The organism is Bacillus sp. FSL W8-1202, from assembly GCF_038006165.1.
Taxonomy (GTDB): Bacteria; Bacillota; Bacilli; order Bacillales; family Bacillaceae; genus Bacillus; species Bacillus subtilis.
The window spans coordinates 80,483-104,982 of the sequence record NZ_JBBOUR010000003.1 but is presented as its reverse complement, the minus strand read 5'-3'; the positions used below and the strand labels follow the sequence as shown (position 1 = coordinate 104,982).

At 36.5% G+C, this 24,500-nt stretch carries 23 protein-coding genes and 5 pseudogenes; 1 reads left to right on the top strand and 27 read right to left on the bottom strand.

What is annotated here, in order from left to right; all coding sequences use genetic code 11:
* Window positions 1-13: 13 nt before the first annotated feature.
* The 12 genes and pseudogenes from NSQ09_RS22280 to NSQ09_RS22225 all read right to left on the bottom strand — a co-directional run.
* A complete protein-coding gene (locus NSQ09_RS22280) occupies window positions 14-808 on the bottom strand; it encodes a hypothetical protein (RefSeq protein WP_010328117.1) in 795 nt (264 codons plus the stop codon).
* A gap of 35 nt (window positions 809-843) precedes the next feature.
* A complete protein-coding gene (locus NSQ09_RS22275; RefSeq protein WP_341032713.1) occupies window positions 844-1,227 on the bottom strand; it encodes a hypothetical protein in 384 nt (127 codons plus the stop codon).
* 180 nt (window positions 1,228-1,407) lie between these two features.
* Window positions 1,408-2,307, bottom strand: a complete 900-nt coding sequence (locus tag NSQ09_RS22270; RefSeq protein WP_026113687.1) for an IS3 family transposase — start codon at window positions 2,305-2,307, stop codon at window positions 1,408-1,410.
* Window positions 2,308-2,318: 11 nt separating this feature from the next.
* Entirely contained in the window at window positions 2,319-2,636 is a 318-nt protein-coding gene (locus NSQ09_RS22265; protein ID WP_014479904.1) for a transposase, read from the bottom strand.
* 72 nt (window positions 2,637-2,708) lie between these two features.
* Window positions 2,709-2,981, bottom strand: a complete 273-nt coding sequence (locus NSQ09_RS22260) for a hypothetical protein (protein WP_341032712.1) — start codon at window positions 2,979-2,981, stop codon at window positions 2,709-2,711.
* Window positions 2,978-3,484: a hypothetical protein gene (locus NSQ09_RS22255; RefSeq protein WP_017696880.1), complete on the bottom strand. Its 507-nt coding sequence runs from the start codon at window positions 3,482-3,484 to the stop codon at window positions 2,978-2,980. The genes NSQ09_RS22260 and NSQ09_RS22255 overlap by 4 nt, the downstream gene beginning before the upstream one ends.
* Window positions 3,481-4,143 (bottom strand): hypothetical protein, encoded by a 663-nt coding sequence (locus tag NSQ09_RS22250; protein ID WP_114523554.1) that lies wholly within the window; start codon window positions 4,141-4,143, stop codon window positions 3,481-3,483. The genes NSQ09_RS22255 and NSQ09_RS22250 overlap by 4 nt, the downstream gene beginning before the upstream one ends.
* 9 nt (window positions 4,144-4,152) lie before the next feature.
* The gene (locus tag NSQ09_RS22245; RefSeq protein ID WP_017696878.1) at window positions 4,153-4,539 is read right to left on the bottom strand and encodes a hypothetical protein; all 387 of its coding nucleotides are present in this window, start codon (window positions 4,537-4,539) and stop codon (window positions 4,153-4,155) included.
* An 11-nt stretch (window positions 4,540-4,550) separates the two neighbouring features.
* Window positions 4,551-5,024: a hypothetical protein gene (locus tag NSQ09_RS22240; RefSeq protein WP_017696877.1), complete on the bottom strand. Its 474-nt coding sequence runs from the start codon at window positions 5,022-5,024 to the stop codon at window positions 4,551-4,553.
* Window positions 5,025-5,074: 50 nt separating this feature from the next.
* Window positions 5,075-6,178, bottom strand: a complete 1,104-nt coding sequence (locus NSQ09_RS22235; RefSeq protein ID WP_017696876.1) for a hypothetical protein — start codon at window positions 6,176-6,178, stop codon at window positions 5,075-5,077.
* Window positions 6,179-6,203: 25 nt separating this feature from the next.
* On the bottom strand, window positions 6,204-6,668 hold the full coding sequence (locus tag NSQ09_RS22230) for a hypothetical protein (protein ID WP_017696875.1): 465 nt from the start codon (window positions 6,666-6,668) through the stop codon (window positions 6,204-6,206).
* Window positions 6,669-6,955: 287 nt separating this feature from the next.
* Window positions 6,956-7,918 (bottom strand): annotated as a pseudogene (locus tag NSQ09_RS22225) (IS256-like element ISBsu2 family transposase); the annotation flags it as partial.
* Window positions 7,919-8,015: 97 nt separating this feature from the next.
* Between NSQ09_RS22225 and NSQ09_RS22220 the strand changes: the two are divergent.
* The gene (locus NSQ09_RS22220) at window positions 8,016-9,263 is read left to right on the top strand and encodes an IS256-like element ISBsu2 family transposase (protein ID WP_031600262.1); all 1,248 of its coding nucleotides are present in this window, start codon (window positions 8,016-8,018) and stop codon (window positions 9,261-9,263) included.
* 26 nt (window positions 9,264-9,289) lie between these two features.
* On the opposite strand, the pseudogene NSQ09_RS22215 reads toward NSQ09_RS22220, so the two are convergent.
* The 15 genes and pseudogenes from NSQ09_RS22215 to NSQ09_RS22145 all read right to left on the bottom strand — a co-directional run.
* Window positions 9,290-9,580, bottom strand: a pseudogene (locus tag NSQ09_RS22215) (transposase); the annotation flags it as partial.
* A 19-nt stretch (window positions 9,581-9,599) separates the two neighbouring features.
* Window positions 9,600-10,607, bottom strand: coding sequence for a hypothetical protein (locus tag NSQ09_RS22210; protein ID WP_341032711.1), 1,008 nt, complete (start codon window positions 10,605-10,607; stop codon window positions 9,600-9,602).
* 18 nt (window positions 10,608-10,625) lie between these two features.
* The gene (locus NSQ09_RS22205; RefSeq protein WP_326285353.1) at window positions 10,626-12,164 is read right to left on the bottom strand and encodes a hypothetical protein; all 1,539 of its coding nucleotides are present in this window, start codon (window positions 12,162-12,164) and stop codon (window positions 10,626-10,628) included.
* 23 nt (window positions 12,165-12,187) lie between these two features.
* Window positions 12,188-13,936, bottom strand: a complete 1,749-nt coding sequence (locus NSQ09_RS22200) for a hypothetical protein (RefSeq protein WP_032721637.1) — start codon at window positions 13,934-13,936, stop codon at window positions 12,188-12,190.
* Complete coding sequence (locus NSQ09_RS22195; protein ID WP_214288424.1) at window positions 13,936-14,931, bottom strand: hypothetical protein; 996 nt, start codon at window positions 14,929-14,931, stop codon at window positions 13,936-13,938. The genes NSQ09_RS22200 and NSQ09_RS22195 overlap by 1 nt, the downstream gene beginning before the upstream one ends.
* Window positions 14,932-15,032: 101 nt before the next feature.
* On the bottom strand, window positions 15,033-15,509 hold the full coding sequence (locus tag NSQ09_RS22190) for a capsid protein (RefSeq protein ID WP_069322705.1): 477 nt from the start codon (window positions 15,507-15,509) through the stop codon (window positions 15,033-15,035).
* A 37-nt stretch (window positions 15,510-15,546) separates the two neighbouring features.
* Window positions 15,547-15,912 (bottom strand): hypothetical protein, encoded by a 366-nt coding sequence (locus tag NSQ09_RS22185; protein ID WP_341032707.1) that lies wholly within the window; start codon window positions 15,910-15,912, stop codon window positions 15,547-15,549.
* 101 nt (window positions 15,913-16,013) lie between these two features.
* Window positions 16,014-17,213 (bottom strand): metallophosphoesterase family protein, encoded by a 1,200-nt coding sequence (locus tag NSQ09_RS22180; RefSeq protein WP_327827418.1) that lies wholly within the window; start codon window positions 17,211-17,213, stop codon window positions 16,014-16,016.
* Window positions 17,214-17,224: 11 nt separating this feature from the next.
* Entirely contained in the window at window positions 17,225-17,410 is a 186-nt protein-coding gene (locus NSQ09_RS22175; RefSeq protein ID WP_341032706.1) for a YonK family protein, read from the bottom strand.
* A 1,027-nt stretch (window positions 17,411-18,437) separates the two neighbouring features.
* Window positions 18,438-18,549, bottom strand: a pseudogene (locus NSQ09_RS22170) (hypothetical protein); the annotation flags it as partial.
* Between the two features lie 554 nt (window positions 18,550-19,103).
* The gene (locus NSQ09_RS22165; RefSeq protein ID WP_042976245.1) at window positions 19,104-19,382 is read right to left on the bottom strand and encodes an HU family DNA-binding protein; all 279 of its coding nucleotides are present in this window, start codon (window positions 19,380-19,382) and stop codon (window positions 19,104-19,106) included.
* A 262-nt stretch (window positions 19,383-19,644) separates the two neighbouring features.
* Window positions 19,645-20,277, bottom strand: a pseudogene (locus NSQ09_RS22160) (hypothetical protein); the annotation flags it as partial.
* 203 nt (window positions 20,278-20,480) lie between these two features.
* On the bottom strand, window positions 20,481-21,383 hold the full coding sequence (locus NSQ09_RS22155; RefSeq protein ID WP_160245136.1) for an NUMOD3 domain-containing DNA-binding protein: 903 nt from the start codon (window positions 21,381-21,383) through the stop codon (window positions 20,481-20,483).
* A gap of 185 nt (window positions 21,384-21,568) precedes the next feature.
* Window positions 21,569-23,443 (bottom strand): annotated as a pseudogene (yonO, locus tag NSQ09_RS22150) (DNA-directed RNA polymerase YonO); the annotation flags it as partial.
* A gap of 39 nt (window positions 23,444-23,482) precedes the next feature.
* Window positions 23,483-23,677, bottom strand: coding sequence for a hypothetical protein (locus NSQ09_RS22145; RefSeq protein ID WP_041336994.1), 195 nt, complete (start codon window positions 23,675-23,677; stop codon window positions 23,483-23,485).
* Window positions 23,678-24,500: the final 823 nt, after the last annotated feature.

Genomic DNA, 24,500 nt, shown 5'->3' with positions numbered 1-24,500 from the left:
AACGCCTCCTTAATTATTCAGTTGTTCCGCCAAGATCTGAGCTTTGAGTTGAACCTGTTGTATCCTCAACCGGAGCTGCGGTATTTTCATCTCTACTTGCTTCGATTACTACAGCCATTTCGTCTGTATCTGTATCTGCTAACGCTTCAAACTTAATTTCAGGTGCTAAAGCATTTCCATTTTCTAATGACATTTCAAATTCCCCTGAAGGAGAAACGTTAGGGAACTGGATATAGATGTCACTGTAAACTTCTTCTGTATCAGGGTTATAAGCAATGGTGCGATATTCAACTTCATATCGTTCTGAGAACTTGCTGGCTTTAATGGCTAAACGTCTACCGACTTTTTCAATTTGATACACAGCTGTTAGTTTGTCTTTAGCAGCCGCAAATGCTGTTGGAATTGTATATGTGCCATCAGTTGAAACAGCAATCTTATATGTTAAACCTTTTTTGTTATAGAAAGTAACATCGCTTACAGGTTTTCCTTTTAGAGTAACTTTGTTTGTATCATCTACAATCAGTCCATGTTCTCTATCGAAAACCTTTACTTTTGTTTCTTCCTGAATTGTTTCACCCTGTGTCATTGCAAGCCATTCTAAATCAAAGAAAGCATTTTTGACAGTTAGGTTAATTTCCTTCTCAGATTTAAGAATGTAAAGTGGTTTATTTCCGATTCCACCTCTGAGTTTTTCTTCGGAGATTGCTTGGGAGAATGATGCTGTTTGTGCCTCGGCTGTGAATACAAGCTTACCGTCAGATTTTCGTTTAAAATAAACGTCAGCTGTATCTTGAATAACTGTTTTCATCTAATTGTTGCCTCCTTAAATAATAAAAAAGACAGCTATGCGCTGCCTTTACCAAAACCTTTAGTTTGTTTCATGAAACTTTCTCTGCTTATGTAGTGTTTTTCTTCTTCAAATAAGTCGATATGTTTTCCCCAGCTTTCCATGTGTTTGGCTGCATCAGGTGAAACGGTTGCAAACAGGGTGGAGGTATCGTACTGTTTGAATTGACCAACTCTGTAGTAAGTCATGTATAACTGAAACAGAGTCATTTCATTTATATCTTTGTACAAATATCCAGTGTGAGCAGCAACACTGCTCATGATGTCTGCCATATCAACCATATCTGAATCCTGACTTTTCACCCTTTTGCTGCGCTCGTTAGCTCGCTGTATCTCTGGGTTAGAGCTGATTTTTTCCTCTTTTAGACAAGACATTCTCAAGACCAATTCTCTTAGGGCTTCAAAATTTTCCGGTGTAAGTTTCTCTAAAATTTCAACGCCATTAAAAACTGTACTAAATATTACCGGGTTAACCCCCTAATTTTGGACACATACTACTCTTAGCTCATTATTTCATAGAATTGCTCTTTATTTTAGGTGAGGCAAGAAAATCATCCTGCCTCATACTCTCACTTCTTTAATCGTTAGCTCTTCTGTTTGGTTTCGTTGATAAAATTCATTTGGTGCTAAATCTAAAATACTCGAATGGATTCTTCGATTATTGTAGAAATCCATGTATTCAGCCACCTCATGATACGCATCTGCGTAGGAATGAAAAGCGAACCGCCTCAAACATTCATACTCTAGTAATCGGTGAAACGACTCGATATGGGCATTCATATTCGGTGTTCTCGGCGGAATGCGTTCATGTTCGATGTGGAACGTTTCACATGCTTTCTGAAACGCTAGAGAAATAAATTGTGGACCATTATCCGTTCGAATGACTGGCTTTGTTTCTCTTTCAAATTGCTGACGCTTAAACAAGGCACGCTGCACGAGTTGGCCAGCGTCGTGTCCGGTACAATGTAAACCAATATGATAATCAATGATGGAACGGTCATATACATCAATGAGCGATAGAATAAAGAAGAAACGCTCTTCACCTTCGATGTAGCCGTATTTAATATCTGCTTCCCACAGCTGATTCGATTCAGTGATGATCCGGTTCCTCGCTAATTTTCTTGGATAGTGGAACTTCACTTCTCGCTGTGGCTGTAGGATATCGAGTTCCTTACATAATCGGTACACTTTCTTTTTGTTAATCTGTAGCGCATACTCGCTTCGAAGGCGGAGGCACAACTTTCGATAGCCATAGACACCGGCTTCACCTGAGATGAGTTCCATCAGCCATTCCTGTATTTGTTCATCCGGTATTTTTTTGCCGTTCTTAGTGAGTGAATAGCCCGGAATGGGTCTGCCCTCACTTACTGACTTTTCTTCTTTCTTGTATTGATAATAGTACGTAGAAGGAGAAATCTCTAAAATCTTCAGGACTTTACGGACGGCATAACCTTTCGCAATCCACTCATTCGCTATTTCAAGCGTTTCAGTAAGTGAGGGTTCTTCTTTTTTAGTACGTCACGGAGAATGGAAATTTCTAAATCTTTTTCGCCTAACAGCTTTTTAAGCTGGTCATTCTCCTCCTCCAACTGTTTGATCCCTGAGGGAGAAACAATATCTTGAATGCCGGAATGATCTAGATTGCCTTTTTCCTGAAAAGCTTTTACCCATTTGCTTACGAGATTTGGACTGAGCTCGTGACGTCTCGCCACCAAAGCTTTATTGCCTGTTTCAATTGCTTCTTGTACCACCTGTTGTTTAAATTCAGCAGAATGTTTTCGTCTTTGCATCACAAAAGCCCCCTTATTTGGCAACCTTAAGTATAAAACCACTCTTAGTAGGTGTCCAAATTCATTAGGGGGCTAAATAGTTACTTCATACGCTTCTTTAAAATTCGGAAGGATACTTGTAATTTCAAATAATGACAGTTTTTTAAGTTCGGCAATAAGACCATCTAATTGGCCAAATTGATTATTTTCCTTTTTGCTGTAAGTATAAATAATCTCTTTCTTAGACATCTTAAACCAGCTGAGGTACGGAGTTAAAAAAGCATATTCCTTAACTTTTATAAACCGACAATCGCCAAATTCAGTAGGGATTGGTTCACCGGTTATAAAGAATTCACTATCAATCATTTCATCGCCCCAAAGGTATATATTAATTTATATCCAAGGTAACCGTCAGGTGGATTAGTGATTAACAATCTTTTATAAGAGTTTGTCTTACCAATACCAGCAAAATTCTGATTGAACAAGAGCTTATTAATTCTGTCATTAATCTTAAGATTTCTAAATTCGGTTTCTTCAAAGGTGTTAATATGGGTGAAAACATCAATCATCAAGTCTTGATCAAGAAGCATCGCACTTTGGTTGGATGGTTTTGGTAATGCGTTCCCTAAATAAACACACATCCTACATAACGGTGAATCCGATAGATCATCTGTTTTAGGTGCTCGCTTAAATATGGTATTGATTATAGCGGGTGAGTCATTTGTGGAGTCATAATAATTTTCAAGTGATTGAACATCTGGATGAGAAGGGGAGAGAGGATCATCTTTATAATACAAGAGCCGATTCAGTTCAACATCATCCATAACTAATCTGAAGACTTTTGTCATCTGTTCAACAGTCATGCTCATGCCTTTTCACCAACTTTCTTTTTGGCAACCAATTTTATTGTTCCGTGGTCTCCATAAACTTTAGAATAGTCTATATCATCGACTTGATAATCTTCGCCAAAGAAGGTGAGGGTAAGTCCGATTTTCAATTTTTCATGAACAAGATAAGGAATTGTAATGTTTGCTTGACCATCCGGAAGATTTACCGCCAATTCAGTGCCATTTATTGAAGTTGTCCTTTCGAATATGCAGGGGACTTCAGTTTTTTCACCAGGTACTTTTTCATAAATTGGCTTACCGGTGATTTCGTTAATTTTGCCAGTATCGACTAACTTGTCTTCTGAGGTTAGAAAAAATGAGGTGTTACATTGTCTTATAGTAGCACTATCGTTCATTTTATTGTCTGTAGGTCTTGAATTAACAATCCAATAACTATCATCATATTTAATCAAGTCGCCTCGATTAAGCAATCCTAATACGGTAAGCACTTTCTTAGTTTCACTGTCTTGGGTTGTTTGGATAATTACCTGTTGAGACTTATGATTGAGCTCAATATCATATGTTTCGGGTGAATTCGCAAGAATTTCTTTAAATATTTCATATTTGTTCGTATTAAATTCATCGTTTTCCCAGCCACTTAAATAATTCGAGGAGGAAGAAAGGTACCAATCTATTGACATCTAAGCACCTCACTCGAAATTATTGGTTTTAAGCTTGCTAATTTTTTGATCAATATCATCACACAAGCTCTCATATGCTCTATTTACTTGTGCTTTTGTGTTTGCTAAGCCTGTTAATTGAATATCTCGTCCAATTACGTTATTCAACTTGAGAGCTCTATCTCTGTATCTGCCTAAATATCCTCTGTACATAAGCATTCCGAGTAATTGGGTTTGAGCTCTTGAAAGTTTGACATCAAACGTATTAGTTTCTTCATGGAAACCAAGATCTGTAAGATCTGTTTCGTAATCGCTAATAGCATTAATCAAAAACTGTTTTTCAAGACCCTCGGGCAACACTTCGTTCGATTGAAACAAAGAATGAAAAACATTGATAATTTTTTCATAAGGTGTCATTAAATCACTCCTTATGATTCTGTATCAAACTTAAAACCAGTAAATTCTTCGATAAACTTGATCTTTTTATAGTCATTTACTTTTTCTTTCTTTGCAATTTCAAATAACTGAGCTTTTTCGGATTCTAGTTTGATATCTTTAGTTACATTTTCTTCGAATGTTTTCTGAGTTTTGTAAGCTAAAATCTGCTTGATTCTTTCAGGTGTGATCACTTCTTGCTCACTGTCATTTTCAGCAGCCTCAAACCCAAGGTGAACCCTAGTTTCTTTATCATCAATGAAAATTTTCGCATGAGACCCTTGCCCATCAGTGCCTACAAACATTTTCACATTATCAAAAACTTGAGACTGAACTTCACCTACTGTAATTTGACGAATGCCATTAGCAGGTAAACGGAAATCTCCATGGCTTTCTAATTTTTTGAAATATAAGTCCCACGAGCACAAATTTTTAATAGCGATTTTCTTATCTAAATTAATTGACATAATACCCTCCATAATTTTACTTAGGAGGGACAATGCCCTCCATAATGATTTTATTCAGGTGTGATTTCGAAATTTTCATCACGGATTAATCCGATTTGATATTCTTGTCCTTTAGCTACACCTGCACCGATTTCCATGTCAAATCGAGTAATCTCTGTACCAGACACGATATCGTTACCTGTCATAGAAGTTAATCCACCACGTTGGAATACTTGAAGAGGAGATTTTGCACCTTGAGGAATGAAGAATAGAAGACCTTCAGGAAGGTAAGTTTTGAAGTTATCTCCAGTCTTGTTAAGTTCAGTGAGGTTGTATGCATTAGGTAATTCAACAACAGAAGAACCTTTATAAGTACTCAGTAAACCTGTCTTGCGGATTTCATCCATTACTGATTCAGGCAATTTTGTACTAGTCGCATCTCCGGCGACTGCTTGGAATCCAGCAAAATCATTTAACTGAGAAACAACAGAATAATCACCAACGATAGATGGTTGACCGAATCTACGAACCTTCTTAATAGTGTCATCAACTGCAGATTTTTGAATACCGGCATTTTCCGAGAAATATTTAACACCGGTAGCTGACTTAATGGCGTTGTACATTTCATTTACGACATAATACATAGCTTTATTCATCATATCGGTCTGAACTTGTTCCATACCTTCAGCAACTTTATCTAGGTTTCCACTTTGGATTTCACGGTAATTAACAGCATAGCCTGCTGAAATAGTCTGTGTTCCAATAGGGTATTCGTTCCAAGTTGTAGTAGCAAAAGGAACGTCTCCACGAGAAGCTTGGAAACCACTTCTAATTGATTCGTGTGCGTATGTAGTCATCATTGGTTGTTGATCATAACCGATTTGTCTAAAAGTACCCATGAAATCAAATAATTTAACAGCTGAAATAAGTTTAGGTTCAATTGCCAATCTAACAATTGTATTTATTTCAGCTTTTGCCACAGGGTTTCCTAGTACAGCTTGAGCTGCTAAATCTTTGACATGTTTCATAACTGTATCGGCTTTATTACCGAATTTAGAAATATCTTTTCCTGTTGCAATTGCAGAGAAGATCTCAATAATTGGCGATTTTGAATTTAACTTGGGATTAGCAAACACATCTGAATCCCGTTTTACGTTATTAAGTTCAATTTTCATAAGTTTTACCTCCAAAAGTTAGGGATTAGGCTTGTACTTTTAAGTACAGACCTTTACCACCGAATGTAGTTTTTTCAAGAACTTTAAGCTTAACTTTATAATCAGCAACATCTTCTCCAGCTTTAGTCCATTGACCAGTTCCATCACCTGCTGGGACAATAACATCGCCCACAATGAGAGCATCAAAACCTTGAACTGTATCTTGACTCAATTCAACTGGTAGGTCAGCCAAATCAGTTACACGGAAAGCACGAACGTATTCATCTTTCAATACTTTAAAATCAGCTTTGTTTCTAACCTCAGGTTTATCAATGATATTGCCAACAACATAAATGTCGCCCTTTGCTGCTGTAGCATCGGTAGGGGTAGGCGCCAGGCCAGTAGAGTCATCTGGTAACACAACCAAGCCAGGCACTAAATCTTTTGTTGCTTTACAACGCGGGTTATTTCGCACCTGTTTGAAGGCACCAATAGTTCCAAACTTGAACATATAAATTCCTCATTTCTATAAAAGTGTTATTTTATTTTAATAGAGATCATTAATAGATACTGAGCTTTCTTGTCCAGCATCATTAATTTCTGAAAAAATGTCTTTATCATTAGTGCTATTTGTTTCAGTTGATTGATTCTTTTGACGTTGTGCAATAAATGATTGAGCAATTGAAGAGTTAATTTCCGAGAGAATTTGTGTCTTTAGTTCAAGAGAAGGAGATTTGGAGAAGAGTTCGATTTTTTCTTTCGCGACCAATTTTGGGCTTGTCAAGAAAAGTGTGTAAGTTATTCTAGATATTTCTTCACACGTTCCTTTAGGTGGTCATGAACTAATAGTTGATTCATGACCATAGCCCATTGCTGGATGCGTCCACCATCCCATTTCTTTTCTAATTCTTTTGTTCGTAAAAACAATATTTTTAATAGGGCATTCTCATGGGGGAATGCTCCTTTTTTCGTGACTTTTCGAAAGCTAGAGTGGATACTTTCAACGGCATTTGTAGTGTACATGATTTTACGAATATTACCACCATAATCGAAAAGTTGTTCCACATGAGAAAAGTTTCGTTTCCATACGTCTACAGCTCCAGGGTACGTAGACCACTGCTTTTCAAAAGATTCAAATGCACTGTGACAAGCCTTAAGGCTTGGAGCTCCATACACTTTCTTTAAGGCAGCAGTAAAAGGCTTGTAGTCTTTACTTGGTATATACTTAATCGAATTTCGAATTAAATGAACAATACATCTCTGTACGGTCACATCAGGAAAAATCGCACGTGCTCCTTCTTCCAGACCACTAACGCCATCCATTGAGAGAAAGAAGATATCTTCTACACCACGAGATTTGATTTCATCAAAAATTTGCATCCATTTATGTTTACTTTCCGTTTCATTCAACCACAAACCTAGAATGTCCTTTTTACCTTCTATGGTATATCCTAGTATTGTGTAAACGGCATACTTCTTCGTTTCATAGTCATTACGAATGGTTGTGTAAAGACAATCGACAAACACAAAAGGGTAACAGTTACTTAAGGGACGATTTTGCCACTCTTCTAAATTAGGAAGTACAGTATCCGTAATGTCGGATACCATTTCATGAGATACAGAAAAGCCATAGATGTCTTCTATCGTGGAAGAAATGTCTCGTTGTGACATTCCTCTGGCATACATCGAAATGACCTTATCCTCTATAGAGGATACATCTCTTTTACGCTTTGGAATCAACTGCGGTTCAAATGAACCATCAGGGAGTGTAATATTAACTGTGTAAGTAAGGAATGCGTACGGTTCCTTACTCACACAGTTTTTTATTTGATAGAATAATAAGTATAAAGCTAAAGGAGTGGTTTCAGTGGGGAAATTGAAAAGAGATCCGAACTCCGTAGAATTAGCTAACAAGATTATCGAACAGTATCAGCCTAAATCAGTAGAAGATATGCAAGAAGCATTAAAAGACATATTTGGTCCCATGTTTGAGTCAATGCTAAAAGGTGAAATGAATCACCATTTGGGCTATGAATCCAATGACAAGGGAGAAAAAGAAACAAGAAATAGAAGAAATGGATATGGCAAAAAGATCGTGAAAACAACGGCAGGAGAAGTTGAAATTGCAGTCCCCCGTGATCGTGATGGTTCATTTGAACCGCAGTTGATTCCAAAGCGTAAAAGAGATGTATCCTCTATAGAGGATAAGGTCATTTCGATGTATGCCAGAGGAATGTCACAACGAGACATTTCTTCCACGATAGAAGACATCTATGGCTTTTCTGTATCTCATGAAATGGTATCCGACATTACGGATACTGTACTTCCTAATTTAGAAGAGTGGCAAAATCGTCCCTTAAGTAACTGTTACCCTTTTGTGTTTGTCGATTGTCTTTACACAACCATTCGTAATGACTATGAAACGAAGAAGTATGCCGTTTACACAATACTAGGATATACCATAGAAGGTAAAAAGGACATTCTAGGTTTGTGGTTGAATGAAACGGAAAGTAAACATAAATGGATGCAAATTTTTGATGAAATCAAATCTCGTGGTGTAGAAGATATCTTCTTTCTCTCAATGGATGGCGTTAGTGGTCTGGAAGAAGGAGCACGTGCGATTTTTCCTGATGTGACCGTACAGAGATGTATTGTTCATTTAATTCGAAATTCGATTAAGTATATACCAAGTAAAGACTACAAGCCTTTTACTGCTGCCTTAAAGAAAGTGTATGGAGCTCCAAGCCTTAAGGCTTGTCACAGTGCATTTGAATCTTTTGAAAAGCAGTGGTCTACGTACCCTGGAGCTGTAGACGTATGGAAACGAAACTTTTCTCATGTGGAACAACTTTTCGATTATGGTGGTAATATTCGTAAAATCATGTACACTACAAATGCCGTTGAAAGTATCCACTCTAGCTTTCGAAAAGTCACGAAAAAAGGAGCATTCCCCCATGAGAATGCCCTATTAAAAATATTGTTTTTACGAACAAAAGAATTAGAAAAGAAATGGGATGGTGGACGCATCCAGCAATGGGCTATGGTCATGAATCAACTATTAGTTCATGACCACCTAAAGGAACGTGTGAAGAAATATCTAGAATAACTTACACACTTTTCTTGACAAGCCCAACCATCACGATCACGGGGGACTGCAATTTCAACTTCTCCTGCCGTTGTTTTCACGATCTTTTTGCCATATCCATTTCTTCTATTTCTTGTTTCTTTTTCTCCCTTGTCATTGGATTCATAGCCCAAATGGTGATTCATTTCACCTTTTAGCATTGACTCAAACATGGGACCAAATATGTCTTTTAATGCTTCTTGCATATCTTCTACTGATTTAGGCTGATACTGTTCGATAATCTTGTTAGCTAATTCTACGGAGTTCGGATCTCTTTTCAATTTCCCCACTGAAACCACTCCTTTAGCTTTATACTTATTATTCTATCAAATAAAAAACTGTGTGAGTAAGGAACCGTACGCATTCCTTACTTACACAGTTAATATTACACTCCCCCAATTTTTCTTTCTCTGTATATTTATTGAGATCTTGATTTAGTTCACTTTTTAGCTTTTCGTTTTCTGCGTTTTGTTTGAAATCTTTCAGTGAATTCAACTCTGCATCAGCTTTTTCTTTTTCTTCTTTTGCTTTTTTGATTTCTTTTTCTTTCTCCTCAACTTTTGCTTTCTCATCTTTAGCTGCTTTTACTGCAGCATTTAACTCCTCATCTTTTTTCTTAAGCGCCTCATTAAGTTCAGCCACTTTTGTTTCAAGTGCTTTATTCTCAATGTTTAGCTTATTATTCAATTCAACTAATGCTTCATCTTGTGTTTTTGCCATTGACTGTTCCTCCTTGTGATTATTATTTAGTTCCAGTAAGACAGCAGCATCATCAGCTGGATCAATTCCGAGAATTGCGTCGCCGGTGAAATCAAATCTCATAGGTATACGACCTTTTTCTTTATACCCACCGTCATACTCAATTGAAGAGCTGCCTTCAACTGCAGAAATTTCTACTGAGGTCTCAGGGAATTCGCCATCAAACATTTTCGATTTAAGCCATTGTACAAACTTAGGGTACCTTTGGTTGTAAATAAAACCTTCACCAATTAACACTCTTTTTTGTTGACCATTTACTTCTATAGTGTCGATATATCCATTGGTTGTAACACCAACTACAGTACTGTTTTCAAACAGGGGAGTCCCATCTTTAATTTCTGTCATGCCATGGCCAAATGGTTCACTGTTTTCACAATCAATAAATTCTACACACAGCGGCATATCCTTAATGGAATTTAAGTTTGCATTAACGTATTTTTCGATCCAGGTAATACCGTTTTTATTGTATTGGGCATTGTTTTCATGTATTTCAAGAACAACCCACTTTACAAAGGTTCGTCCACTTACTTTTCGTTGATTATTAATCTCTAAGATTGCACTACTCAAATATTAATTCACCTCCCTTCATGAGCCAGAGGGCGTGCCATTACTGTTATTTGTTTTGGACTTAATGGTGTTCTCGTTTTGAGAACTATCGTCTTCAGGACGACCAGCAGACTTATCATTCTTACTCATAGTGTAGGAAGTTGCATGAACAGGGAACTTCTCATCGAATCCTTCTTCTTTTTCATATTCCATTAATGACAAGTAGGCATCAGGATTCCACCCAGTAGCTGCTATCCAAGCAGTTAAACTTCCTCGACCACTCGTGTACAAGTCCTTCATATTTTGGACTTTTTCTTTACGGTTAACGTGGGTAAGGGGGAGATAGTAAACTTCAACATAAGACTTGGGATTTTTAATGATATTTGAATTAATGACTTTGTTAAACTCACTAGAGATCTGTTCTAACCAGGAGAAAATTTGTGAGGACACCATTTCAATGTTTGTAGATTGAGAGGAATAATTTCCGTCTTGACCATTTAACGCTGAACCTGCAAAACCTAAGTTAGTTGATATTCGTTTTATTAATTCATCTTCACCTTTGACTTTAAGGAAATCAACGTTTGTCTCAAGTTTGTCTAGCTTAGTGCCTGAGGCCAAAGAGAAGAATTTTATCCCTTTGACAGCGCCTTTAGAAACTAAGGCATTTTTGATGCTGTTGTGCTGTTGCTCTTGTTGCTTTTGCGTTAAGGAAGAAACACCTTTCTTTTCACCTTCGGGCAATGTTTGATAAATTAATGTACTGTTCAAATCATCAAGGATGTTTCTTTTTGTATCAACAAAATAATCGTCATAAACCATATCAACAAATGCAGCTAGTCCAATCGGTCGTCCCCATTGATCTTCCATATCAGCACTGCCTTTAACGGTGATTGTCTTATTGTTGTCTAATACGAGCCAACGTTTATTGAGATCTTTTTTGTACTCAACATAACCTTGTCTAAATTCCTTTGGCCACCTTTTAAGTTTTAAAGATCTCCCTTTGCTTGTGAATTGATCAAAGTAGGAGACATCAAAAGCCACTAAATAAGAAGAGTTTTTTCTCCCGACAATTTTACAGTAATCGATAGGGAGCGATAGGATAGAACAATTGAACTCTTGTGCATCGTTGATTTCAGATATGGAATCAACTTCATAATCACTAAGTGTTTTAGGAAAGTTGTCGGCTACAATTGATTCAAAATAGTGGAAAGATGTGCCGTAAAGACTTAGTTTTCTAAGTGAATCTCGGACAATATTTTTGTCATTTATTTTTCTTAACGTGATTTCATATGTTCGTTTGTCCAATTTTAATTGACTATGATCATTTGAGTTCCCATAGACAACTCTATCTAGAGTAGGGAGCGAAACCATGTAGTCAATTACATTTCTGTAAATACCATTTGAATTATAAAGAAATTTTGAGGCATTTCGAATTTGTTTGTTATAAAGGTTGTGATTATTAAGCCAAGTTTTCACTCGATCATATGAAACTGAAGTATTTGAGGTATTGAAGAATAGTGAATCCAGGTTTGATAAATCAGTATTATATTCATAAGACGGCTCTTTTTGGGTATCCATTTTTCACCTCCTGATTAAAAAATTCAATTAAAAAAGAACCCAAATGAATACTCTTCATCGGATTCCTCTTTCTCTAAAAATTGAGCAATGTAATATAAGGCGTAAGCAATCGCACTGTATCTGTCTTTATCGATACGTTTTACAACCTGTTCTACAGTAAAAGAATTTTGGTTTTTCTTGATCCGTAGGTTGGCCACTTCGTCAATAAACAACTGAGTTTGAATACATGCTGCTTCAACCATAACATCGTCTGCAATGTCTTTTTGGTTTTTGATATCTTCGAAAGCTTTGAGTAACTTTAACTTCCCCGATTCAACATAGTCTAAAAACTGGGTGATAATATCCTGGTTTATACCTTGTGATTTTAGATTGTAAACGACTTCAGGTGAATTAGGCACGTCTGGTTTTTGATCAGTGTTAATTGTAGCCCAACATCCAAGCTCTTCATTTGTTTCAGGATCAGTAACATCTTCTAATAATCGGTCGATTAATCCACCGCCGACTCCATTACCATCAACAACAACAGCTTTGACTCTAGAGAGTGAGAGGTCTTGGTTTCCGCCATAATTTTTAAATACTCTTTTCACCATGATGGATTGTTCCTTAAAGCTTAATCCATTAGGTGGTTCAATGATATTAACTACTTGAACTTGTCTAATAAGGTTGTTACTATTCCTAATAATTTTTAAAACAATAATAGCCGTTTTGTTGTTTGACTCAGCTGCAGAACGTGCAACGTCTACACCAATAACATACTCATTAAGCAAAAAGTTTTTGTTTTTATCCCGAGGACAAGATAGCTCTGGTTGTGTAATAGTTCTGGCTTTAATTAATTTACTGATGTTGATTAAAGCTCCGTCACTTGCACCAATCCAATCACAAAGGTAATTTTGTCGAAAACGGGTAACGTTTCCTTGTCTGGCTTTATTAATCGTGGACATTTTTTGACGACCAAAGTGGATAGGAATTCTCCAATCAGATCCAAACACAAAGGAGCCTTTCAAGTCACCAGTTTCTTTAACCATAGTAAGAATCTTTTCGTATTCATCAGAGTTTTTGTATCCTGATGTTGAAAAACGGTTTATTTGACCATTTAATTCTGCAGGATCAATTTCACCAGTCATTGTAGTTCGTGGAATATTGAATATTGGTTCAATGGCATCATCATAGAGATCTTTATCGATTAATGCAGATTCTTCAAGAGAACCACGTCTTCTACGTAATCCCTTTGAAGATTGGGCATTGGCCAGGTTATCGATAATTGCGCCATTTTGAAATTCAACTCTTCCAGTATCTTTGGAAAAACTTTCGCTTTTGATTTCATCTGCAATAGAAGGATAGAATCTTAAAATTTCATCATGTTTTTCTTTCCAAATTTTAACCGCAGATTCTTTGGTTGAAGCGGTTATTGCTAATGTGACATTTGGGAAGCAGATTGCTGTATGGTACGCAACCATGATTTGAGTGAGGGTTTTTGATCCACCGCGAGGAATACAGAAGTAATTTTGAGGGAAGCGACTTAGGGTTCTCATCATAACTCTTTGGTATAAATCAAGTTCAATTCCACCAACTTCGGGTTTTAACATGTCATAAAAAATATCAGGATAAAAACGAATGAAGGAGGTGAATTCTGCCCATTTTGAAATGTTTTTCTGTATTAAGTTAGAGCTATCATTGGGATTTACTGGAGTTTCAAATGATGATTCATAAATATCTGTTCGATTTTTTGTATGTTTATTGTTCTTAGAGGTGAAGTTTTTGTAGCTTGCCATTATTCTTCATCCCCAGTGTCGTAAAGTGGCTCTTTATACACATCTTCTAAGTCACGGAAAACGTTATTTCGTGCTTTTTTCAAGTTTTCAATTTCTTCTGTAGTTAGCCCCTTTGATTTGAAATCTTCTTCGAGCATCTCATCGTAAAAATGATATATGTCTTTATAAGCTACCTTTTCTTTATCCTCTAGTCTTCTGTAATAATTGATTATGGCCCAAATGATTAAATCAGCATCATCGTAAGGTTGAGCGGTTAGGCGGGGAAGGAGAGGGATGATGCCTAATTCAGTTTCAACTGCTTCGAAGAGTTGTGAAAGCACATCCACACCGCCACTAATATCGCTTTTGCTTAACTGAGAAACGTTGATCTTTGCGTCAGTAGCTGCTTTTGAAGCCATTTGACCCCACTCTTTAGCTTCCTTTACTTCACCCTTAGCTGTAGCTAGTTCTTCTTTGACACGAAAGCGAATATAGGAGAGTAATCCCTCAGTATGGAGAGCGGTTTTTTCTCCATAATTTCGAATGAGTTTGTTGTACTTCCTTTCAAACTGGTGGTATTCATCGGGTGTATATCCAATTCCCCATTTATCAATTATTTCATCTGAGACTTGTTCTACTGAATCACGCTGAGTTTCGGCAGCAATAGCTTTTTCTTGTTGTTGTTCTAGAATACTGTCCTTCCAACCAGTTCCATTAAACTGCTTTAGGGAATTTGCCATTGTCATATATGCACTAAATGTGTCAGTTTTTCTTTGAACTGCTTGCTCCCAGTATAAAGGATCAAATTTGACATCGATTTGCTGTAAGACGGTGTATACAGAGTCCATGTTGCTGTAATCAATATTTTTCTTGAGACAAGATTTACAAATTGGTACTTTTCCTATTTTTTCGTAAAGCTTGCTGCGGGAATTATAAAAGCCAGAATCTTTGTCTTTTTCCTTTTGACATGCAGCACATAACAGTTTTTCTTTTTCTTTAGGTTTCCGACCCACCATTTCACCTCCATAAAGTTGATGTAAACACATTTTATGAAACGCCCAGCAATAGAGCGGAAGGGGAGTACCACAATCATCACTGGACGTTCTAAAAAAGTATTTTATTTATAAGTTAAGGCACCATTTTCGGACAAAACAACCTTGGTTCCTTTTAAGGTATCAGCAAGAGCATCAAGCAAACCTTTTCCAATACCGTTTGCATCAATTATTAATTTACTCGGTCGTTTGTCTATAATTACGGCTTTTATTTGACTAGCCTGATGTTTAAACGTTCCATATTCCACTTTCTTTGAGATGTCCTCAATACGGGAATTGTATAAATCAATAATTAAAAAGGTTGTTTCTTCTCTTCCAGGATTAATTACAGCAATTCTTTCAGGATTATAGCCCGAGCTCAATGTGTAGCTATTTCCGTTTAAGGGTTTAGTATGTTCACTTTTAGTGTTTTTCTCAAATCCCATGCTTTTATGCAGACTTGTTAGGGCGTCTTTTAATTCCCTGTTACACAGATAACCACTATCATTAATTTCTTTTAGTAGCTTTACATATTCCCAAAGAACTTTAGTTTCTTCTTTCAATCTTCCTCATCCTCATCTTTATAAAATTAAAGTTTTATCAATAGTGAATTTTAAAAAATTCTTTATCTACTGGGTTCACTTTAAAAATCAAGTCTAAACCCGATACTTCTCCGTTAACCCCTTTTAATTCAGCTCTAGAAATAATTTCTACATTGTTAAATTCTAAGGTAACTCTATGGGCCTCTGATGACTCAGGGCGAGAACCGACAGTTTCAGCCAACAGTTTGAATTCATGCTTAGGTGTCTCAGTTAAAACAGAAATATATTGTTTCTTTCCCAACTTTGATTCAAAGGAGGTAGGAGCTTTATAATCACCTAAAAATTTAAGCACCTCAAAATTTAGCAGAGCATTCTTTGCAAAAATCAAATACGTTTCATGTTCATCACTATAAAAAATTTCCATCTTGAAGTGTTGTTAAATCAACTAAAGATTCCTCAGTTTTTCTATCATACAAGTGAAGGTTATACACTTCATGCATTGCTAAATCCAAGCAGGTTCCTCCTTTAGTTTTTATTTTTAAAACGAATAATGTATGTAGCTTCAACACCGTCATCATTAAATACCATAAACTTTTGAGACGGTTTCGTACCAAAGCGACCCTGCATAGCATAATCATCAGCGCCAACAAGCGCTCCGTTTACAACAACTGTTGTGCTGCCATATTCTTTTTCATAGTTGTGATGAATATGACCACCAAATATGTAAGAAGGTATATAGCCAAGTAATTGAGGTAGGCGGGTTACGCATTGATCAACACGATCATAGTGACCGTGGACAAACACGACTTTATGATTGTTGATTTTAGCGGGGATAAAGCCATCTTGTTCCGATTCAATTGAAATGTTTTTAATATCTCTTAATCTAGCTTCGAGATACCAATTAATGAGGTATTCAAAGTTTTCTTTAATCCCGACATCATTTTTAGAAGGGGAGAGGCGACCGTGATTGCCTGCTACGTTGTAGAACTTAACTTCTTGAAACTCACTTGCCAACATCGTTAAAACCTCAGCAAGCGTTTCTGATACATATTTAATTTGTTCTACAGCATCTTCATTAGCCTGAACTCTCGTTGAAACATGTATAAGACCTCCAATTAAATCGCCAAGATTTGCAACGTGTAATGTGGAGACATGATTCTTCTTTCCATACTCAATTACTTTGTTTGTGAGATGCTCAACTCGTTCATCGAATATTTTTTTATTGAACTTATTGATGCGGTTATCGATTTCCATTCCGAAGTGCCAGTCACTGAATAAAGCAAGCCCATGCTTTTCAGCAGCTGCAGGGAGGGGGTAAGTGAAACGAAGAGGTCTTTTGGATTCTAAATTAACAATAGCTTGGACTACGTCATCCTTGATTTTCTCAAAGCGAGCTTGATTCGCTATACTTTTTCTGTATTCTCTTTTTTGATCACGAGTTCTAATCTTTTCCTTTTCAGATTGAAGTCGCACTTCTTCGTATTTCCTTAGAATTTCTTCATCCAAATTCTTGGACATTATGTAATCATTCCAACGTTCATATTGCTTAAAGTCTTTGCGCCATTTACTCTCATCATAATTTGTACCTTGATCTTTGTTTAAAAGAGCAGCAATGGTTTTAGTATCAATGTGATAAGTGTCTTTGTTTTTGAAAAGTCTAATATGATAATCAGTAAATGATTCGTCTTTTTCTCGTTGTAAAACAGGATCTAAAATAGCTGTCATTCAGTCACCGCCTACTCATTGATTTGTGGAAGTTCGTCTTCTTCGGTAATAGAAATTTTCACTTTCCGACCATCAAATGATTTTAAAATTGAATTCAGATCATAACGCTCGATGTCTGTTTTTGTTTCTTCTTCAATAATTCCATCAATGTGAGTATAATTACCTTTTAAATTTACTGTATGAACTTTCTTAGCCAAATTAAATTCCTCCAATATGTGTTTTATTTACATGCAATAAGCTCCTTCGGAAGCCCGATGATCCGAAGCATCGGTAACGTCCGAAAAGGGGATATAAAGGAGATGAAAAGATAAGTCGGATAGGCGTTGGGGAAACGCCCGAAGGAGATTATTGATAACTTGCGTACCGGAAGGATCGTAAGCACATTCCGGCTGATCGGTAAAGTAAAACGCAAGCACAAAAAGGCCTTCTAGCAATTTAGATGACCTTGTTCTGACTGCATCCTAACCCCGTTTCACCTACGTCAGTAGCTCACGTAGGAACGCAAGCCTTCAGATCGACAGGGAATACGCTGATTACGGGTTCAGCGACTGAAACCTTTGTATTCGACAAACTATAAGTAAGCCGAAAATAACAAAAGACGCCAAATAACGTCTTCAGAAACTCTTTGTACATCATGGTACATGAGCATAAAAGGCTGGTTATCGCTGTGCGAAATCCAGCTGGCTCCTTCTACACATGGCAGATGAGCTATGACAACAAATAATACACACTTCCTGGAATGTGTTTAAAGTTCCTATTACCTACATCTTATATATCAAGTTTTTATGTTGCTTGCCAACGTCCGGCTCTCGTAGTCCGGAAAATGTATCAAGTTTTAATGTTGCTTGCCAACTGCTCAGCAGAGTCTGAGAGCCGAGGAAAAAATAATTTGAGAAGGAAAGACCCTAATAAGCCTTCTCAATGGCATTTTCAGACTCTCTTGTCAGGTTACACGCCTTATTGAGAAACAAAGCGTCTCAACGCTCGCCATTTATTTTGCACAGTTTTCTCTGACCCGTGTAAGGAGGTATGTGCATGGGAAAGGTGAGTCTCCATACAGAACATTGAAGGAGAAGTAGCGAATAAAATAGCGAATGTGTTGCAGTGTCAAATTGAAAAGGCAAGACCGAAAATAATCCTTTTCTGTGAAATGGGAGCGGTGATCAAGCGCCCAAAAACCATTTCACTTATTTTACGAGGGTATGTAATTACAAAGCCTCGCTAACCCGGAAAAATTTTGTTGACCGCATAATAAGCATCAAAGCTTACAAGGGCATTATTTAAAGGGAAGGGAGACGCATCTACCCTTCCCTAAGTGCAAGCCGAAGCAATACACCGCAATTAATATCCAGGCTACATGTCACCCATAGTAAGACTGTGATGGGATTCACCCTACATAAAAAACTTGAGTAGCAAAGGTCTTACCGACATGTTTAGCCCGATAATAGCCATTTACCTGTCTCCTTAAGATACAGACATTCGAGTTAACCTCGCACCCTCATAAATGACTATTATCCGACTAACTGCAATGACCAGCCGCAGTTTTGTGTCAGAATGATACAGAAAACAAGGGAGTAGATATTGTTTAATCAATAAAAGCTAGTCCACACTGGAGAGGAATCTCCACTAATATTCATTTGATTAGTCTGTATCTTCATAAATGAATATTAGTCGAGAACTGATATCCCAAATATCAGTAATCAAGTAATTATTGACGGCACCCCCATGCCATCAAAAAAAACTATAATTAATTAACCCGGAGATGAAGATAAGCGAAAAGAGGGGAGGTCGACAATTTCCTCCATAACTTCTAACTCTGCCTCTTTTAGGAGCATAAGCTCTTTGTGACAAAGCGTGCAGGTAGCCTTTCCTGTCGTCCTCATTAACTGATTATTTAGCTTTGACTGCGTCTTTAAGTGCTTTTGCCGGCTTAAATGCAGGTGCTTTTGTAGCCGGAATATCAATTTCCTCTCCTGTCTGGGGATTTCTCCCTTTACGAGCTGCACGTTCACGAACTTCAAATGTTCCAACTCCAGGAACCTTAATTGATTCACCTTTTGTTAGTGTTTCAACGATGACATTAAATACTGCTTCAACTTTAGGAGTAGCTTCTTTCTTAGTAACACCTAATTTTTCTGCAACTGCTCCAACAAATTCTGTTTTGTTCATGTTTTAAATCCTCCTAGTGATTTCGTTTATTTTTGTGTTAAAGTATAATTACGGTAACGTTTGTGGTTTTTTGAAAAAATGGGAGACTTACTCGCCCTTTTATGTGGAAATTAGCTTTCTTTCTCCCTTATGGCGATTATCTCAAAAGGGGCTTTCAGCCCAGTCGTACCAAGGGTTCAAGGTGCTTTTTTGTTGATCTTTTTTTGCCGAGAAATGCTGTATCCCTTGGGGGAGTAAGGCTCAAGGCACTTTCTATTGGTCGTTATCTTTTTTTATTGTAGCGTTTATGTTTATCTAAGATCATTTTTTTTGAGCAATTGTTACAGTATTTAGATTTATTAGAAGAGGGACTGAACATTTTTCCGCAATTCCCACAAGCCTTAAAATTCCTTAAGTTAATCTTTAAATTTTCCAATATATGTTCGCCAAAGCACTCCCACAAAGTCGATTTGAATTTACTCTTCTTTTTATATAGGTACTTAACTAAAACATCTGTAATAAGTTGCTCATCGTTATGTATTTCCATTAATCTTTGTTTGATAATCTTATAGACGTATAGCTTTTCTCCTGGTTTAATTTCTTCGTTATTCATGAGCCACTTTTTGTTTCGGTCAAGACGTTTGTACTCATTGATAACCGTTTCATCAAGTTTCACTTTTTTATTTCGAAGTAAGAAACGGTAATCAAATTTTCCTGCAACTGCGTTAAAGTTGATTCGTTCATTAGGAATAATTGAGTCTAACTTATTTACTGTACTTTCATTAATCGATTCTACGCTATGTTCTTCTTTATCCTTGGCATTGATGAAGAAGTGGGGCACTTTATTTTTTATGTAATCTTTGATTTTCTCATCAACGTGATCAGGGCGGGTGGGCATGAACAAGGTTTTTGCGAACTTTGATACCCTCGGTTTCCCGATATTTTATTAGGGAATAGACCATATCATCATCTGTGCTAGACAGATGGTCAGCGCTTCATAATAAGGAATTTCACCTTATTATTACTCCATAAAGGATGGTCGTTGCACCTTCATTTACAAGTGCTTCCCAGCATGATGTAAACGCTTGGCACAGGGTTTTCATATAATACATTCTACATTCATTTCACATTTTTATAGGTTCTTCCTTGTTTAATTCCATAGACAACATTGGGTTTTATGTTACACATTTTTGCAACATGGGGTGCTGATAACCCTTTTTTAAGAAGTTCTCTTATGCAAAATACTTCTTTTGGAGTAAGAGTGCTTTTCTTCTTGCTTTTGTATTTAAGAATAAAGTCGTCCCACCCAGTAACATGAATATGATTCCATACTTTACACTCTAATATTGATTTAACGATGGGGTAGGAAACACACATTGACTTTGATACTTCAGACATCTTTTCTCCATTAATCAATCGAACTTTTATCTCGTATGCTTTCGTTTCATTTATTTTTGAGGATTTATTTTTTGACCCTAAATGAGACTGACGCATCTTTAATCTAGATTCTGGCGAATGCCTTTTATTCATTCTAGATTGTAAAAGCTTTTCCTTATGCTGCGGAGAGAGCTTTCTTCCAATTCTCGCTTTACTCATTTTGGCTTTAGTCTCATCACTAAGCTTTCTTCCGATGTTATTAATCCTATTCTTTTCCCCAATAATTCTTTTGGTTGAGTCAGACATCTTACAATTACTCTTGCCCTCTCCGCCGGTGGTCATGTTAAAGCCATTTAAATAGGCACCTAGTTCATTTATGTAGTGAGTTTCTAATTCGTTCATATCTGAGTTTGGATCAACTGTTTGCAATACATGAAATTGGAAATCGTTTTCTCCATATTTATTCCAAGTATTCTGCAAATGTCGATTACAGTGCGAATTGTTTTTCAGCTTCCAAGTGTGATGCCAGTAACGCTTAATAAATTTCATCTTAGTTTTCCCCACATATTTTAAGCCGGTGCTTATCTGCTCAATCTTATATATCCCACTCAAATATTTATGCTCATCCTCATTTATAAACTTCACTTTGTCACCCCCTTGTTTTAAATATCATTGTTTAAAAATGTAAAATGTATTAATTAGAATTCCCCTGTTAGCACACTCATTGACGATCATTTCCTATCGCTACTTTTCGCTGAATGCACACCCTAGTTTTCTAGGTTCACTGACTTTTCATCCGCATATCGCTATGCGACGCGACTATAAATTTAATCGATAGTAAAGTTATTCTCCATGCATAACCATTTGATCACGTCCAGGTTTATATTGTCACTGTTCCATATCTTAGTGATGTTGTTACTGTACTCCCCGATATTGATTCCATAAGCAAGAGTTAGTGCTTCATAGATGTTTCTGCTATTAATCTCTTGTTTCTGGGCTACAGACATTTCATAATACAAAGGAACGATGTTCTCCATATTACGCTTGGCAATATTGACGATTAGCTCATCAGAAATAATTAAGGCCTTATCCCCGTCATTGTCAAACTGCAGCAGTTTAGATATCGGATCATGAATGCTGGTGTAAACACCTGGGGTAATGAACCACTTTTCATATCCCTCATCTTTTTTGTTCCACCTAACACCATGCTCCCTGAAAAGGTGAGGGGAGCGAAGGATATCAATGTACCCTTCATCATATAAAGAACAATGGACATCGCTTCCTGAAAGCAGTCCTTTCGGATTCTCAATTCCAAGAAACAATCTTTCACAAAAAGCATATAGATCTGGGCATAAATATGTATACCGGGCGTCACTAACAAGTAATTTTCCTGATTTGGCGTCCTTAATCATACTCTTCTTCTTATTCTTAATGATTTCTTTGGTGTGATCATCATTTAGCAGCTCAGGATATATTAGTAGAGCTTCTTGAAGGCTTGTCTTATGTTTATTTTTCTCGGTAGCCCCTAAAACTTTCATCATTGTTTCTTTATCAGTGCCTAATTGAGTAATCTCACTAACAGTCTTTGAGCTGATTTGTTTCAATTCCTCATCTGTGATATCCGTGAGTGTTTGTAGCATCTGGTAAGTCAGTTTTCCCTCAACAGATGGATCTTCTTCATTTAATTTAGCTCCTAAACATCCATACTTTTTAAATTTAGAGCGATAGTCATCCCAAGAATCATAGTACTTCCACATCTTAAACTGGCTTTTCGTAAAAATTATTTGGATATCATCTTTAATAATGTCCCATTCTTTACCGTAGACGTCCTTAACTATAAATGAACTGTGTTTTTCAGCAAACTGTCTAAAGTCAAATGGAACAAGTAGACCCTTAACCCAAGGTAATCTGACCATAAAGCTTTTCTGACTCAAACTAGGGAGCATCATTCCACAACCATCTGTATGTTCTATAGGAATATCCATAATCTTACGAGTAATTTCATATGTATCACGGTCAATATAATCAACCAGGCTGGAAACGTTTGTTTCTAAGTCATTTACGACAATTGTTTTATCAATATCAATTTCCCATGGACTACTTGCGCTATTAGATAAGGCCATGTAGCTATTCCATTTGTTTATGCTGCTTCCACCTTGAGCATTGATTTGCTCCACACTAAGGCCACAAGTTAAAGCATTTTGATACTTATCTAAGGTGCTTTGCTTGATAAAACAAGATTTTTTGGTTCGAATTTGACCGGCACTGCTAGTGAAATAAACGTATTTCTCATTGTTATGTATGAATCCTTTATCAATAATGTCCCTTAAAATTTGAAAGTGATAAGTTTGGACAACCATGATCTCTTCAGAGAGAGAGTTTTCTTTGATTCCCAGCGTTCGAGTTAAGACTGAATCAAATAATGAAATCACATTATTATCTTTCAGAGAATCTGTTCTAAGTGTTCTTATTTGAATATGATCGTTAAAGGCGTTATAAAGCTTTTCTTTTAAGGAAATAATCCTTTGCGTTATGTACTTCTTATGTTTTTTATCAACATGTTCAAGTTTTTTGAGATGATCTCTGTACCTGTATGATTTTAAAATCTTGTTATGTAATTTGTTTTCTTGATCATTATAAAAAGCAGAAGTATCAATACTGTAAATATGTACTTGCTTATTTAGACCGTATTTTTTTCCTTTCAATAAATTCTCCCCTTATTACTTTTATACATATTTTTTGATTTAATAATCGCTTTTTAGATACTTATATACAAGTTTTTTGAATGCATAGCTCTTTTTATCGATTGTTCCAAATAGTTTATAGTCCTCATAAAGAGTGGTTTCTTCTTGTGAAGCAGTTCCATCGATAATAGTAGTCTCCAAAAATTCAATTAAATCCCTAGACATGTACGTTACTTTCTCTGAATCCTTTTGCATTATCTCACCTCCTCGCTTATGGATTTATTATATACATATTATTTGTATTTGTCTATTGTTTTTTCACTAGTGTGTTAACAGCTCCAGGTAATTGAGGTGTATTCTGAGGCATATGGAGATGGAGTGATTATCGTAATCTAAAAACATGCCTATCGTAAAAATATTTAAAGAGCTTAAAAATCCAGTAAACATAAGGGTATTTGCATTATCGAATGGTAATTAGGGGATAAGCGATCGTAAAACATAAGTGAGAGTAGGGGGAAGTGGTTGTTTTAAGGAGATATTGATGAAAAAGGGAAAATTTTAAGAAGGAAAAACGTTGATACTAAAGGCTTTTACGATAGCAAATACGATGTGAAAAAGGGTGATTTTGAGGTGGAATTAGGAAAATGAAAATTTGGATAGGGTGTGGAAATGGAAGTGCTATGAGTACATTTGTTCCCTTAATTTTACCATTAGATGTAAATATACCCCCATATATTGGTATTGTAATACGTGTATAAGGAACATTATACGTGCATTTGATGACTTGGTTAGGTTTGCAACAGTGCTAACATAATTCCAAGCCGAACACAAGAATAAATTTTTAAAAAATAAATTGTTTTTCAATTTAAAAATGAATAACGATTCATTAAGAATAATCGTATTTATAACGAATCCGAGGGAATCGAAGACATATTTAACCTTATCCTCATCACTATACATAACCATACCTTACCCAATCATAAATCCTACACTAAACACTCTTCACACTAACATCATCCGTTCCCACATCATATATACACAACACTCATTATTATCCAACCTAATCACACTCACACAC